Below are 12,973 nucleotides of genomic sequence, written 5' to 3'. Positions count from 1 at the left end.
GTAGAGAAATTTCAGTGGCTCAACTAGAACCCATCTTTGGCCTGCACGCGGTGCAGGCCCTATTAAAAAGCGCACCACAGCGCGTGCAACAGTTGCTTGTATTACGCGGTCGTCAGGACCAGCGTTTACAAAAAGTATTGGCGGCGGCACAAAAGCAGCAGATCGCTACCAAGCAGGTCGACCGCAAAGAGTTGGATAAACTCGTGGAAGGTAATCACCAGGGCGTGATTGCCATGGCACGTCCCGGCGAGCTTCACGATGAGAAGTTCCTCTACACTATGCTGGAAAACCTCGATGCCACACCTTTTTTGTTAGTACTGGACGGTGTGACCGACCCGCATAACCTGGGTGCCTGTTTACGTACCGCTGAAGCAGCCGGTGTACATGCGGTGATTGCACCGAAAGATAATTCCGCCAGCCTTAATGCTACCGCGCGTAAGGTGGCCTGCGGTGCAGCGGAAGTGTTGCCTTATATCAGTGTCACCAACTTATCCCGTACACTGAAAAAACTGCAGGAACTGGGACTGTGGACCATCGGTACCGCCGGCGAAGCGGAGCAGTCTGTGTATCAGGCAGATTTAAAAGGTCCTATGGCGTTGGTGATGGGCGCTGAAGGAAAGGGCATGCGTCGTTTGACCCGTGAGCACTGTGATAGTTTGATCAATATTCCTATGGCAGGTGAGGTCAGTAGTTTGAATGTGTCGGTGGCGACGGGTGTGTGTTTGTTTGAGGCTGTGCGTCAGCGTTCTTAGTTCTTAGTTCTTAGTTCTTAGTTTGAAAGACGGGGTACGACCCGCAGGGTCGGACCCCTCGTGCGTGCTAATTATATTGCCGGGGTCTGACCCTGCGGGGCAGACCCCACTTTTCGGAAGTCGTTTTGATGATGTCGATTAAAGAGCCCGGTGAATCCAAACCCTACGGTACCGATGATGCATCCTTTCAAGCTGCCGGTGGCGTCGAAGGAATTCGCAAGCTGGTAGATGCCTTTTACGATGCCATGGAAGTCTTACCGGAAGCCAAAACCATTCGCGAAATGCACCCGGATGATCTGACTGAATCCCGCGACAAACTGGCCCGCTTTCTGTGTGGCTGGTTAGGCGGCCCCAAACTCTACCGCGAGAAGTACGGCTCCATCGCTATCCCCCGTGCTCACAATCACCTCGATATCGGTGTGGATGAACGCGATGCCTGGTTGCTCTGTATGGAGAAGGCGCTGGAAGATCAGCCCTTTGCCGACGATTTTAAAACCTATCTGCTAGAGCAGTTGTTTGTACCTGCCGAGCGTAGCCGTACCCGGTAGCGCGCGTTAACCTTCTTCACTATAGGGGATGCAGGGGTTTTTATTCTCTGCAGGCCCGCCTTGGCTCAGCTGGGACAGGCTGTGAAGCCGTTCCAGATCACTGTCATTATTCGCCAGACGCAAATTAATACTCGCCATGGTTTGCAGCGGTGAGCGCGATAGCATAAATACGCAGCGAGCCGCGGTGTGTAGTTGCTGATTGGCAATAGAGGCGGCGTTCGGTTCGCCACTTTCAACGGCGTGAATGGCGTCGGCCAAGGCTGTTGAATATTGGCGTTTGGGGTCGTTGTCGGCGGCAGCAAAGGCGCTGGCAGAGGTTGTTAAAGCAAGGCCCAAAGTCAGTAAGCGAAACATGGCAAGTTCCTTCTTGAGTTAATTGTTATTACGATTTTTATTGCTTATCGCTATCCCTAGCGGGTGGCGCGCAAATCATTGTAACTGCAAATATGACTGGATTTGGGGGCGTTTTTAGACGAATTTTTACAGTGAATAGCAAGTCACTACTGTCCTGATTATATGGACATATTGAAGTGATAGTTGGAGAGGGAGGGGTCATGCCTCCCAGGATAGGAGGCATGTTTTAAGCAGGAAGGGATTAGCTGCGGGAAGAGCGGCCTTTCGGGCCACCTTTGAAGCCCTTGCCTTTATAACCACCTTTGTAACCATCACCGCGACGACCACGAGGTTTATCGTTGCGAGGGCGATTGCGACGGCTTTCGATAATTTCCTGCTTGTCATCATCAGACGCCAGCGCCATACGAATCTGCTGATTGCGCACGCGCACTTTCTGCATATGCTGCATCAGTTCTGCTGGCATATCTTTTGGCAAGTCTACAGTACTGTAGTCGTCGCCAATCTGAATGCTGCCAATATAGCTGCTGTCGATATCGGCTTCGTTGGCAATGGCGCCCACGATATCACCTGGTTTCACACCATGGTTGTAGCCAACCTCGATACGGAAGCTTTCGCGTTCAATGCCATCATCTTCGCGATCTTTACGGCGTGGACGCTCACCGCGCTCGCCTCTGTTGTTGCGTGAGTCGTTACGAGAGTCATCGCGATCTTTGCGGTCCTTGCGTTCTTTACGTGGACGCTGCTCTTCAGGCGGCAGTACCAGCGGGCGTTCTTTCTGTGCCATAAAGGCCAAGGCAGCGGTAATGTCGATTGGATCGGCATCGCTCTCTTGGCTGAAGCTCATTACCAATTCGCGGTAAAAGGCCAGATCCTGATTACCCATGACTTCATTGATCTGCTCTTTGAACTGGGTAACACGCTTGTCGGCCACTTCTTCACGAGAAGGCAGATCCATACGAGGAATAGTCTGACGCGTAGCACGCTCGATGCTGTAGAGCATGCGTTTTTCACGAGGCTCAACAAACAGAATCGCAGTACCGGTACGACCCGCACGACCAGTACGACCAATACGGTGAACGTAAGCTTCAGTGTCATATGGGATGTCGTAGTTAATGACGTGGCTAACGCGCGCTACATCAATACCACGGGCGGCAACGTCGGTAGCAATAATGATATCCAGTTTGCCGTTCTTCAGACGCTCAATGGCGCGCTCACGTAACTGCTGGCTCATATCACCATTCAGGGCAGCCGCAGCGTATCCGCGGGCTTCAAGCTTTTCAGCCAGCTCGGCAGTGGCGGTCTTGGTGCGCACAAACATAATGATCGCATCGAAGTTTTCCACTTCCAGAATGCGGGTCAGGGCTTCCAGTTTGTGGGTGCCGCGGGCCAGCCAGTACTTCTGCTCGATACGCTCAACGGTTTGGGTGGCAGCTTTAATTTGCACCACTTCAGGATCGGTCAGGTAACTGTCGGCAACCTTGCGGATTTCACGTGGCATGGTGGCGGAGAAGAGTGCTACCTGAACCTCGTCTGGAGTTTGATCCAGAATCCAGGTCACATCATCAATAAAGCCCATACGCAGCATTTCATCGGCTTCATCCAGCACAACGCTTTGCAGGTTATCGAGCTTTAAAGTGCCGCGCTTGAGGTGATCCATCACGCGACCTGGGGTGCCTACAACTACTTGTGGGCCACGGTCCAAACCACGCAGCTGACCACGGTAATCAGAACCACCGTAAATAGGCAGTACGTGGAAACCTTTCAATTTGGCAGCATAGGTCTGAAATGCTTCAGAGACCTGGATGGCCAGCTCGCGGGTAGGCGCTAGCACCAAAACCTGAGGTTTTTTCAGTTTACAGTCGATACGACTTAATAGCGGCAGGGCAAAGGCAGCGGTTTTACCCGTACCGGTTTGTGCCATACCGAGGATATCTTTGCCTTCCAGCAAGTGAGGAATACTGGCTGCCTGAATCGGGGAGGGGGTTTCATAACCCACTGCTTCAGTTGCAGATAAAACAGCGTCCGCCAGGCCGAGATCGGCGAAGCGCAGGGAATCATTGGACATAGGAGTGCCTTGAGTACATCAAAAAGGGATGTGGCTTTAAGCCTAGCAGTCCATCGTCCAAGCGGTACGCACCTAATCGCGTCCGAGGAAAATAAGGCGTCTAGCCGTGGTCCCGGGGGTAAAGAGGGCGCGCATTGTACGCACTTTGATCGTTGAGCGCCAGCAATATTACAGCTGGATGCCGTGGGGTGGGGGAAAAGGGAGGCCCGGCAGCGAACGGTGCTCCGGGCCCTGGGGGTGTCTTATAAAATGGCGCTTTGGAACAGTTGCTCTACTTCGGGCAGTTGAGCCTGGTAATAGTGGGTTTTGGCTGCCGTGAAGATCATTAGATACAGTTGCTCGTCCTTAATGGCCGCCAAAACATCTCCGTGCTTAAGCAGGCCCTGCTGGGTGAAGTAGGACACTTCAAAGCGGAAGCCATTCTGCTCGCCAAACTTGGCAGGTTTTAGGCCTTGGGTGTTGATGGTCAGCTCGCCGCCAGCGAGGTTTTTCAGCGAGGTTCTTACCAGGGCTTCAATATCAAAGGGCAGCATGTCGGATTTGAAGCTTGGCATGGGAATGCTTTTGCTGGGTGATTTAAACAGGGATTCACCTTCGCTTACCTTACCAATCAGCATCAGCTGGTTTAACTGCTCTCCGTCAGTTGTCCAGGTTTGTACCTTGGGGCCCGGAGGGAAGGGCGATTTATTCCAGTCGCTGCCTGGAGTTACGGTAAAGCCTTGGGCTTGTACTGCAGTATTGGCTGGTACAAGGCTGTATTGAACGCAGGCGCTGAGGCTAAGTACAGCGGCAACTAATAAGCTGCGGGTTATCATCTTTTTCATTGTTATTGTCCTAAAGAAGAGAGGTAAAACTCGATCATTTGTTTATCTGATGCATCAGGGCGTTGTTGCAGATATTGCTCGAACATCTGCTTGGCATCAGTCTTTTGCATGTTTCTCAAGTGCAGATAGCCAAGTTCTTTGTAGCTTTCTGCCGGTGGGTTGGCCTCCGCAATGCTTTGGCCAAAGGCGTCTATGGCTTGCTCGATATAGCCCGCCTCCTTTTGCCGAGTGGCGAGAAGTCCGCGGAAGTAATGCACTTGAGAAGCCGGGTAACCCATCTTGATATGCTTATCGAGTAGCGATTGGGTTTGTTCATATTCCTGCATTTCGATGTGATTGCGCATAAAGTCGAAATAGTGGGGAGTCAGTGTTTCGACCAGGCGCTCTTTACGAATATGGAATGTGTCGTGACTTTGTTTAAGGATCTGAGTACGAGCTTCTAATTGAGCTGCCCTGTTTTCAGGTTGTGGATGGCTTGCAAAAAAGGAGCTGCGTTTATTTCTGGTTGCATCGGCTTCTTGCTCAAATTTGACGTAATGCCACAACTTGGCCGCTTCTTCCGGGTCGTAGCCATTATTTATCATCAGCTTCAGGCTGTATTGATCAGCTTCTAGCTCTTGCCCTCTACCGTAAGCGGATGAACTACCAGCAAATGCCAGGGTGGCGAGTCCGCCGGTGAGAAATACATCAAACGCCGTTGCGATTGAAGCGCCGTCACGAAGCCTGCGCCACTGGGTGATTTGGTGAGAGCGTAGATAGTGCCCAATTTCATGCGCCAAGACCGCAGCCAGTTGAGCTTCGTTCTCTACACGCAGTAACAAACCACTCCATACGTGCATCATTCCGTTGGGGTACATGGATGCATTAAAGTGCGGATTCTGAATGATGTACGTCCTGATATCGCCGCAGTAATCTGAGGCTAAGTTGCAGGTCAGCTCGCTAATATAGGTGTTTAACTGTTGATCTCTAATGAGGTGCGGTGAGCTTTGTAATTCCTTTTCAAATTTATCAACCTTGTACCAGAAACCGCCTTCGTCAGAGTTTTTATCTGGGCGGTAGCCGGGTGGAAAGTCCGCATCCAGCGGATTGGCCTGAGTGGTAAGTGCTTGCATACTGGCTAGCACTACCACACCAATTAAATATAGGTATTTCACAGCTGGCTCCTGTTATTAAGCAGAGGGCAGCGTTTTCAGGAGTGCATCAACAGTTTTAGCCGCAGTGCCGGGTTTACGAAGGTCACCGGTTGTGCTGTGAAGGAAGTTAAACCAAACAATCTCGCCAGACTCCAGATCTACCAGTGAAGCGAAAGCGACTTGTTGGCCAAGAGGAACGCCAACGCCTAAAACGGCCATGCCAATTTGCATGGCAACACGACCGGCACTGGCATAGCTGTCACGCACGAAAACAAACATGGCGTAATCAGCATCGGTTGCATCGCGTAATGCGGTAGCTTCTTTACCGAGAGTCCAGTCAAACTGGCCCTTCTTTGACGGTAACTTGAAAGTTCCCATGTGGTGGAACATGGCGGAGTGGCCAACCACTTCATGAAGTTTTTCCAGCTGGGTTAGCGTGTCTTCCGGATTTTTGCTGTCGGCAATAAAGCGTTTGTAATTAGCTTCTCGCTCGACAAACTCATTTTCCAGCGCTGTTTGAATGTAGCCCTCAGCATTTTCTGTCCATTCGGCTTGGGGTTCTGTTAAACCAGCGGCGGTCAAAATGCTTAGCTCCACATCCAGTGGCATCACAACAATGGCTGGTTTTTCTGCGGCTTTGCTTTCGTTGCTAGGAGCAGCTTCCAGATGAGCCATCTGTTTTACGGGTGTGGTTACAGTACAGGCAGATAAGAAAAGCAGTGTGGTAAAAATCAGGAAAAGGCGGTTGTGCACCATAAGATACAGTTCCTTGTATTGTGTATGTTGAATATCCTGCCAACAAGATTACCCAAAACTCGTGGGTAAAGGCAATAACTACTAGGAGTTATTGCTTAGGACGTCTGGCTAATAGTCTGTCTAATGTATTAGCAAACGCCTGCTTATCCTGTTGTGAATAAGCCGCCGGCCCACCGGTATGGGTGCCGCTGGCCCGCAGGGTGTCCATAAAATCACGCATATTGAGGCGCTGGCGAATATTCTCCGGCGTGTAGCGCTCGCCGCGTGGGTTGATGGCGTGGGCGCCCTTTTCTACCACTTCGGCGGCCAGCGGGATGTCGGCGGTGATGACGATATCGCCTTCGTTGGCTTCCTGGACGATGAAGTTATCGGCTACATCAAAGCCGGAAGAGACTTGGATGCTTCTTATATAAGGCGAGTTGGGTGTGCTCAGGGGCTGGTTGGCCACCAGCAGGGTTTCCACTTTGGTGCGCTGGGCGGCGCGAAAGAGGATGTCCTTGACAGGCTTGGGGGTGGCATCGGCGTCGACCCAGATTTTCATGGTGTGGTTATTCCTACTGCTAGGTGGTGTATATGTCATGCCTGCCAGAGCAGGAAGGGGGATTATATAGCATCAGGCCGGGGTATGACCCGTAGGGTCAGACCCCTTCGTGCCAGTTCATAGAAGGTTAATTCTTGGTTGGGGCTGGGGTCTGACCCTGCGGGTCAGACCCCAAGTGAGGAGAGCATAGGTTAACCCTTGCATTATCAGGTGCTTGTACATAAAATACGCGGCCCGAAATTGGCCTGATTTCGCCTTATTCCTATTTTTACAAACAGGGATTAGGCAGGATTGGGTCCTCCTTGCCTCACTGGCAGCACCCTCATGTAGGGGCTGAGCGGGAGGCTTAACCCGTAAGGAGCTATTAATGCGTCATTACGAAATTGTATTCCTGGTTCACCCGGACCAGAGCGAGCAAGTACCTGGAATGATCGAGCGTTACACCTCTGCCATCAATAACGATGGTGGTCAGGTTCACCGCTTGGAAGACTGGGGCCGCCGCCAACTGGCTTACTCCATCAACAAGATTCACAAAGCTCACTATGTTCTGATGAACGTAGAAGCGACTGAAGCTGCGATGGAAGAGCTGACCACTAACTTCCGTTACAACGATGCTGTTCTGCGTAACATGGTTATCCGCACTGACGAGGCTGTTACTGAAGAGTCTCCAATCATGAAAGCGGAAAAAGAAAGCCGTGAGCGCAAGGCTAACCGCCCTGAGCGTCGTGAAGCCCCTGCTGAAAAGCAGGCCGAAGAAGCTAAAGAAGCTCCAGCTGCTGACGCCGCTGAAGAAGCTGGCGAAGAGTAAGGAGTTAGCACATGGCACGTTTTTTCCGTCGTCGTAAGTTCTGCCGTTTCACCGCTGAAGGTACCAAGCAGATCGATTATAAAGATCTGGATACCCTGAAAGCGTACGTTTCTGATACTGGCAAGATCGTACCAAGCCGTATTACCGGCACTAAAGCTAAGTACCAGCGTCAACTGGCTACCGCTGTTAAGCGCGCCCGTTACCTGGCTCTGCTGCCATACACGGATTCACACGAGTAAGACAAACACGTGCGCGCACTCGCTGATTTTATTATGCGTGGCCGCACACAGGCCGCAGTGGTTGCTCTGATCGGGAGCTGGTTTCCACTGATTAGCCCGGCCACCGTCGCCTTGGTGACATTGCGACGTGGCACAACAGATGGATCGATGATCCTTTTGTGGGCGTTGTTACCGGCAGTACTGGCGTTTTTCGTCAGCGATATGGGCCCTTTAATGCCCGTGGTAACAATCCTTGGCCTGGTAGCAACCTATGCGGTTGCCCTGCTGCTGCGAAGCAGCGCTTCCTGGCCCCAATTATTGGTGGGGTTGGTAGCACTAAGTACCTTGGGTGCCTTGTTGTTGGCATCCTTTGTACCCGATCCAGTACAGGCCCTGACGACATCGTTGGGAGAAATGCTGGAGCAGATGCAAGCCCAGGCACCGGAAGGTGCGGCCATCGAAGTACCGACTGAGGTCTTTGTGGTGGGCTTGATCGCATACGTAATTGCCATTAACAGCTTGTTTAGCTTGCTGTTAGCGCGTTGGTGGCAAGCCCTGTTGTATAACCCTGGTGGGTTTCAGACAGAGTTTCACCAACTGCGGTTAAAACCCGCAGCGGCAATTACCAGCCTGGTGACCACGGCTTACTGCATGTCAGTGGGTGGTGATTACCAACTCTGGGGCAGCTTGTTTATGTTGCCGCTGTTGTTGGCTGGTGTAGCGATTGTGCATCGAGTAGTGGCTGCCAGAAGATTGGGCGTGCAATGGTTGGTGTTGTTTTACATGGCGTTGGTGTTGTTTAACCCCATCGTAATGATGGTGCTAACAGTCATCGCCTTTTTAGATACGTGGTTAAATTTTCGCGGTCGCTTGCGGGAAAAGCCTTAGTTTTTACAAGCTGGGTTTTCGCAAGATCGCACAGACTACATAGAAAGAGGATTAACGAAATGAACGTTATTCTGCTCGAAAAAGTAGGTAAGCTGGGTAATGTTGGTGACCAGGTTGCTGTTAAAGCCGGTTTCGGTCGCAACTTCCTGATCCCTCAGGGCAAAGCTATCCCTGCAACTCAAGCTAACATCGCTGACTTCGAAGCGCGTCGCGCTGAGCTGGAAGCTGCCGCTGCCGAGAAGAAAGCTGCTGCAGAAGCCCGTGCTGAGAAAGTTGCTGAGCTGGCTGTTACCATCGAAGCCAACGCTGGCGACGAAGGTAAGCTGTTCGGTTCTATCGGTACTCGTGACATCGCTGAAGCAATTACTGCTGCCGGCGTTGAAGTTGCCAAATCTGAAGTGAAGCTGCCTGAAGGTGCGCTGCGCGAAGTTGGTGAGTTCGAGATCGACATTCAGCTGCACTCTGAAGTTATTCAGGCTGTTAAGCTGTCTATCGTTGCTGAATAAGCAAGTGATAGATTAAGTCGCTAGTTGCTGGCGGCTTACCCAGAGGCGTTGTTGGGGCGAGGAGACTCGTGCTGGCAGCGCCTTTGTTGGTTTTGGGGTTACGAGCGAGTATGTACCGAGCTTGCTTTTAAAGCACCCGCCATTCCCGCGAAAGCGGGAAGGGCCTGCCCCGCGAGCAACGCGAGTGTAGTGGGTATCCATGGTGGTAAATATCGCGTAATTCGTGGATTCCCGCTTTTGCGGGAATAGCATCAATGAAGATTTTGCGAGATTCCGTGAGGCTCTAGTTACTGGAGGTTCATCGAACCTTGCAGCCAAGCCCATAAGCCTGCAAACTAGATCCCCTTTTCCTTATCAAGACTATCGAGAACATCCGGATGTCCGACGCCCATTCATACGACCCTGGCTATGACGCGCACTACGACCAGCCCGATATGGTAGGTCACGACGAGCCCGAGGCCAGCGCTGAAGATGCCGCCATGCCGCACTCTATCGAGGCGGAGCAGGCCGTTCTGGGCGGACTGATGCTCGATAACGGGCGCTTTGATGCGGTGGCTGAGGCCGTGGGCCTGAGTGACTTCTACCGCGAGAGCCACGGCCGTATCTTCGAGCTGATTGGCAAGCTGGTGGATGCCGGCGCGCCGGTGGATGTGATCACCCTGGCCGAAGAGCTGGAACGTCACGGTGAGCTGGAACAGGTCGGTGGTCTGGCCTACCTGACTGAGCTGCACGACAACACCCCAAGTTCTGCCAACGTAGTGGCCTACGCCCGGATTATTCGCGAGCGGGCAACCCTGCGCTCGCTGATTGCGGCGGCGGGCGAGATTAGTCGTTCCAGTTTTAGCCCGGCGGGTCTGGATTCCGATGACCTGCTGCAAATGGCCGAGCGTCGGGTGGCAGAGATTGCCGAAGATCGCCCGAAAGAAGGCGGCTTCCTGGGCGTTAACGAACTGCTGAAAGTCTCGGTCGAAAAGATCGATCAGCGTTTCCGCTCCGACGGTAATATCACCGGTTTATCCACAGGCCTGGAAGAACTCGATCAGCGCACCTCCGGCTGGCAGCCCGGCGAAATGATTGTTTTGGCCGCGCGTCCTTCCATGGGTAAAACCGCACTGGCCCTGAATTTTATTGAAGCGGCGATTATGACCTCCGACAGGCCCGCATTGGTGTTCAGTATGGAGATGCCGGCTGACTCCCTGGTGATGCGGATGCTGTCCTCCATCGGCCGCATTGATGCCGGCAAATTGCGGGACGGCTCACTGACCGAAGAAGATTGGCCCAAGCTTTCGGCAGCCGTGGCCAAGATGAAAGACAAACCACTGTTTATTGACGATACGCCGGGCCTGACGCCTCAGGAAGTGCGTGCCCGTACCAAACGAGTGGTACGTGGTCACCAAATGAAGGTGCAGGAAAAGAACCCGCAAATGAGCCAGGAAGATATCGAGTCCAACAGCAACCCGTCGCTAATTATGCTCGATTACCTGCAGCTGATGACGGTGGCCGGTAAGAGTGAAGGTCGAACCCAGGAGATCTCCGAAATTTCCCGATCCTTAAAAGCCCTGGCCAAAGAATACGAATGCCCGGTGATTGCTTTGTCGCAGTTAAACCGTGGTGTAGAGCAGCGCCCCAACAAGCGCCCGATGAACTCCGACCTGCGGGAATCCGGAGCGATCGAGCAGGACGCCGACGTGATCCTGTTTATTTACCGTGACGAATACTACAACGAAGACAGCCCCGACAAAGGTGTGGCCGAACTGATTGTCGGTAAGCAGCGTAACGGTGAAGTTGGTACCAGCCGTGCGGCGTTTGTGGGTAAGTACACTCGCTTTGAAAACCTGGCACCTGATTACTATCAAGACGCAGATTACTAATTACGCATAAATATGGATGGGGTCTGACCCGCAGGGGCAGACCCCAAGTACTTGCTAGAACATGACCGGGGTCTGACCCTGCGGGTCAGACCCCATATCCAGAGACAAAAAGATATGCAGATTTTCCACCACATTGCCTCCCTCCGCGACGCCCTGAAAAAAGAACGCATGGCCGGTAAACGTATTGGTTTTGTGCCCACCATGGGCAACTTGCACCAGGGGCATATCTCCCTGATTGATCGCGCACGGGAAACCAACGACATTGTGGTGTGTTCTATTTTTGTTAACGGTCTGCAATTTGGTCTGAACGAAGACTGGGATAAATACCCACGTACCTTCGAAAACGACTGTCAAAAATTGCGTGACGCTAACTGCGATTTTTTATTCCACCCGGACGATGTGGAGATGTATCCCAACGGCATGGATACCCAAACCCGGGTTATCTGCCCGACCATGACTGATGTGTTGTGTGGTGCCAGCCGCCCGGGTCACTTTGAAGGTGTAACCACGGTCGTGTCCAAACTGTTTAATATCGTCCAGCCCGATGAAGCGGTATTCGGCATTAAGGATTATCAGCAGTTGGCGGTGATTCGTCGCATGGCTGAAGACCTGTGTATGCCGGTACAGATTACCGCCGGTGATATCGCCCGTGAAGCCGATGGCCTGGCCATGAGTTCGCGCAACGGTTATCTCACCGAGGAAGAGCGTCCAAAAGTGATTTGTTTAAACCAGGCACTGAACTGGGCCAAGGAACAAATCGAGCAGGGGCGCAAAGATTTTGATGCGGTGCGCGAAGAGGCAATTAAACAAATCGAAGATACCGGTTTCCGTATCGACTACTTCTCTATTTGCGATAGCAAAACCCTGGAAATGGCGGCGGTTGATGACAAGCAAATCACCATTCTCGGTGCCATGTATACCGGCGGTGCGCGTTTGATCGACAATATTTCTCTGTCCCTGGACTAATATCCCAGCGAAGGTCTGTTCCTCAATTAGGGTTCATGAATTTTTGTTCATGAGCCTTTGGCTTTGTTGCATTCGTGTTCATTGTCACCTAACGTATTGATCACAATAGTTAGTTGAAAAGGATTTGATCATGAAGAAGTTTATCTCTGTCGCCTGTTTAACCGCCCTGTTGGCTATCACGGGTTGTGCATCAATACCGGACGATTGGTCGGGTATGTCGGAAAGTGAAATCAGCTCATGGCGCGGTCAAGGTTTTGCTGCCGAAGAGGCGCAAACATGGAAGGCCTCGGGTTTCGATGTCCAGGACGCTACCGCCTGGAAAGACGGTGACTTCGATGTAGAAGAGGCTGTCGAGTGGGGCGAGATGAAATTCTCGGCGACAGAAGCCAAAACATGGCGTGGTGCCGGGTTTGATCTTGATGATGCGGTTGACTCACGCGACAAAGGCCTGGCCCCAGTACAGCCAGAGAAAGAGGCAGAAAGCCAGCCGGAACCTGCCGCTCCTGTAGATGCTGAAGCAGAGGCCGCCAGTGCACAGGAAGAGGTGCCTGCAGCAGAAGACGCAGTCTCACCCGAGCAGGCGATGTAGACGTCCCTTTCAGTTTATAAGTCCGTACATGGCGTTAGCTGTGTACGGATCCTGATTATTCCCCGCCTGAATTGATATAGCGATAAGTCCAAGACCACCTAAAAAATTTATACCTTTTTGGTATGAATAACCCGCTCTCTTCATGTTATCGGCT

General features: G+C 52.2%; 15 protein-coding genes. 9 read left to right on the top strand and 6 right to left on the bottom strand.

Annotation, left to right across the window (positions count from 1 at the left end):
- Positions 1-14 precede the first annotated feature (14 nt).
- The gene (gene rlmB / locus ACGHZ6_RS21180; protein WP_390616044.1) at positions 15-752 is read left to right on the top strand and encodes a 23S rRNA (guanosine(2251)-2'-O)-methyltransferase RlmB; all 738 of its coding nucleotides are present in this window, start codon (positions 15-17) and stop codon (positions 750-752) included.
- Positions 753-880: 128 nt separating this feature from the next.
- Positions 881-1,300 (top strand): group II truncated hemoglobin, encoded by a 420-nt coding sequence (locus ACGHZ6_RS21175; RefSeq protein WP_390616043.1) that lies wholly within the window; start codon positions 881-883, stop codon positions 1,298-1,300.
- Positions 1,301-1,306: 6 nt separating this feature from the next.
- On the opposite strand, the gene ACGHZ6_RS21170 is transcribed toward ACGHZ6_RS21175, so the two are convergent.
- The 6 genes from ACGHZ6_RS21170 to ACGHZ6_RS21145 all read right to left on the bottom strand — a co-directional run bounded on the left by ACGHZ6_RS21170 (position 1,307) and on the right by ACGHZ6_RS21145 (position 6,973).
- Positions 1,307-1,654: a hypothetical protein gene (locus ACGHZ6_RS21170; RefSeq protein WP_390616042.1), complete on the bottom strand. Its 348-nt coding sequence runs from the start codon at positions 1,652-1,654 to the stop codon at positions 1,307-1,309.
- Between the two features lie 241 nt (positions 1,655-1,895).
- Positions 1,896-3,719 carry a DEAD/DEAH box helicase gene (locus ACGHZ6_RS21165; protein ID WP_390616041.1) on the bottom strand — a complete coding sequence of 608 codons (1,824 nt, stop codon included), beginning with the start codon at positions 3,717-3,719 and terminating at the stop codon, positions 1,896-1,898.
- A 242-nt stretch (positions 3,720-3,961) separates the two neighbouring features.
- A complete protein-coding gene (locus tag ACGHZ6_RS21160; RefSeq protein WP_390616040.1) occupies positions 3,962-4,543 on the bottom strand; it encodes a hypothetical protein in 582 nt (193 codons plus the stop codon).
- Positions 4,544-4,545: 2 nt separating this feature from the next.
- Complete coding sequence (locus tag ACGHZ6_RS21155; protein WP_390616039.1) at positions 4,546-5,697, bottom strand: M48 family metalloprotease; 1,152 nt, start codon at positions 5,695-5,697, stop codon at positions 4,546-4,548.
- A gap of 15 nt (positions 5,698-5,712) precedes the next feature.
- A complete protein-coding gene (locus ACGHZ6_RS21150) occupies positions 5,713-6,432 on the bottom strand; it encodes a hypothetical protein (protein WP_390616038.1) in 720 nt (239 codons plus the stop codon).
- A gap of 88 nt (positions 6,433-6,520) precedes the next feature.
- The gene (locus ACGHZ6_RS21145) at positions 6,521-6,973 is read right to left on the bottom strand and encodes a YaiI/YqxD family protein (RefSeq protein ID WP_390619201.1); all 453 of its coding nucleotides are present in this window, start codon (positions 6,971-6,973) and stop codon (positions 6,521-6,523) included.
- 367 nt (positions 6,974-7,340) lie between these two features.
- Here ACGHZ6_RS21145 and rpsF point away from each other — a divergent pair, with 367 nt between their 5' ends.
- The 7 genes from rpsF (at position 7,341) to ACGHZ6_RS21110 (ending at position 12,819) form a co-directional block, all read left to right on the top strand.
- Positions 7,341-7,781: a 30S ribosomal protein S6 gene (rpsF, locus tag ACGHZ6_RS21140; RefSeq protein ID WP_390616037.1), complete on the top strand. Its 441-nt coding sequence runs from the start codon at positions 7,341-7,343 to the stop codon at positions 7,779-7,781.
- A gap of 11 nt (positions 7,782-7,792) precedes the next feature.
- Entirely contained in the window at positions 7,793-8,020 is a 228-nt protein-coding gene (gene rpsR, locus ACGHZ6_RS21135; RefSeq protein WP_390616036.1) for a 30S ribosomal protein S18, read from the top strand.
- Between the two features lie 9 nt (positions 8,021-8,029).
- Positions 8,030-8,887 carry a hypothetical protein gene (locus ACGHZ6_RS21130; protein ID WP_390616035.1) on the top strand — a complete coding sequence of 286 codons (858 nt, stop codon included), beginning with the start codon at positions 8,030-8,032 and terminating at the stop codon, positions 8,885-8,887.
- A gap of 59 nt (positions 8,888-8,946) precedes the next feature.
- Positions 8,947-9,393, top strand: coding sequence for a 50S ribosomal protein L9 (gene rplI / locus ACGHZ6_RS21125; protein ID WP_390616033.1), 447 nt, complete (start codon positions 8,947-8,949; stop codon positions 9,391-9,393).
- A 434-nt stretch (positions 9,394-9,827) separates the two neighbouring features.
- Positions 9,828-11,264: a replicative DNA helicase gene (gene dnaB / locus ACGHZ6_RS21120; protein WP_390619200.1), complete on the top strand. Its 1,437-nt coding sequence runs from the start codon at positions 9,828-9,830 to the stop codon at positions 11,262-11,264.
- A gap of 114 nt (positions 11,265-11,378) precedes the next feature.
- Positions 11,379-12,230, top strand: coding sequence for a pantoate--beta-alanine ligase (gene panC, locus ACGHZ6_RS21115; protein WP_390616032.1), 852 nt, complete (start codon positions 11,379-11,381; stop codon positions 12,228-12,230).
- Between the two features lie 130 nt (positions 12,231-12,360).
- Positions 12,361-12,819, top strand: coding sequence for a hypothetical protein (locus ACGHZ6_RS21110; RefSeq protein ID WP_390616031.1), 459 nt, complete (start codon positions 12,361-12,363; stop codon positions 12,817-12,819).
- Positions 12,820-12,973 lie beyond the last annotated feature (154 nt).

The sequence above is a fragment of the Maricurvus nonylphenolicus genome, from assembly GCF_042854845.1.
Classification (GTDB): domain Bacteria; phylum Pseudomonadota; class Gammaproteobacteria; order Pseudomonadales; family Cellvibrionaceae; genus Maricurvus; species Maricurvus nonylphenolicus.
Note: the sequence above shows the minus strand (reverse complement) of the source record. Positions and strands in the feature narration are given on the sequence as shown.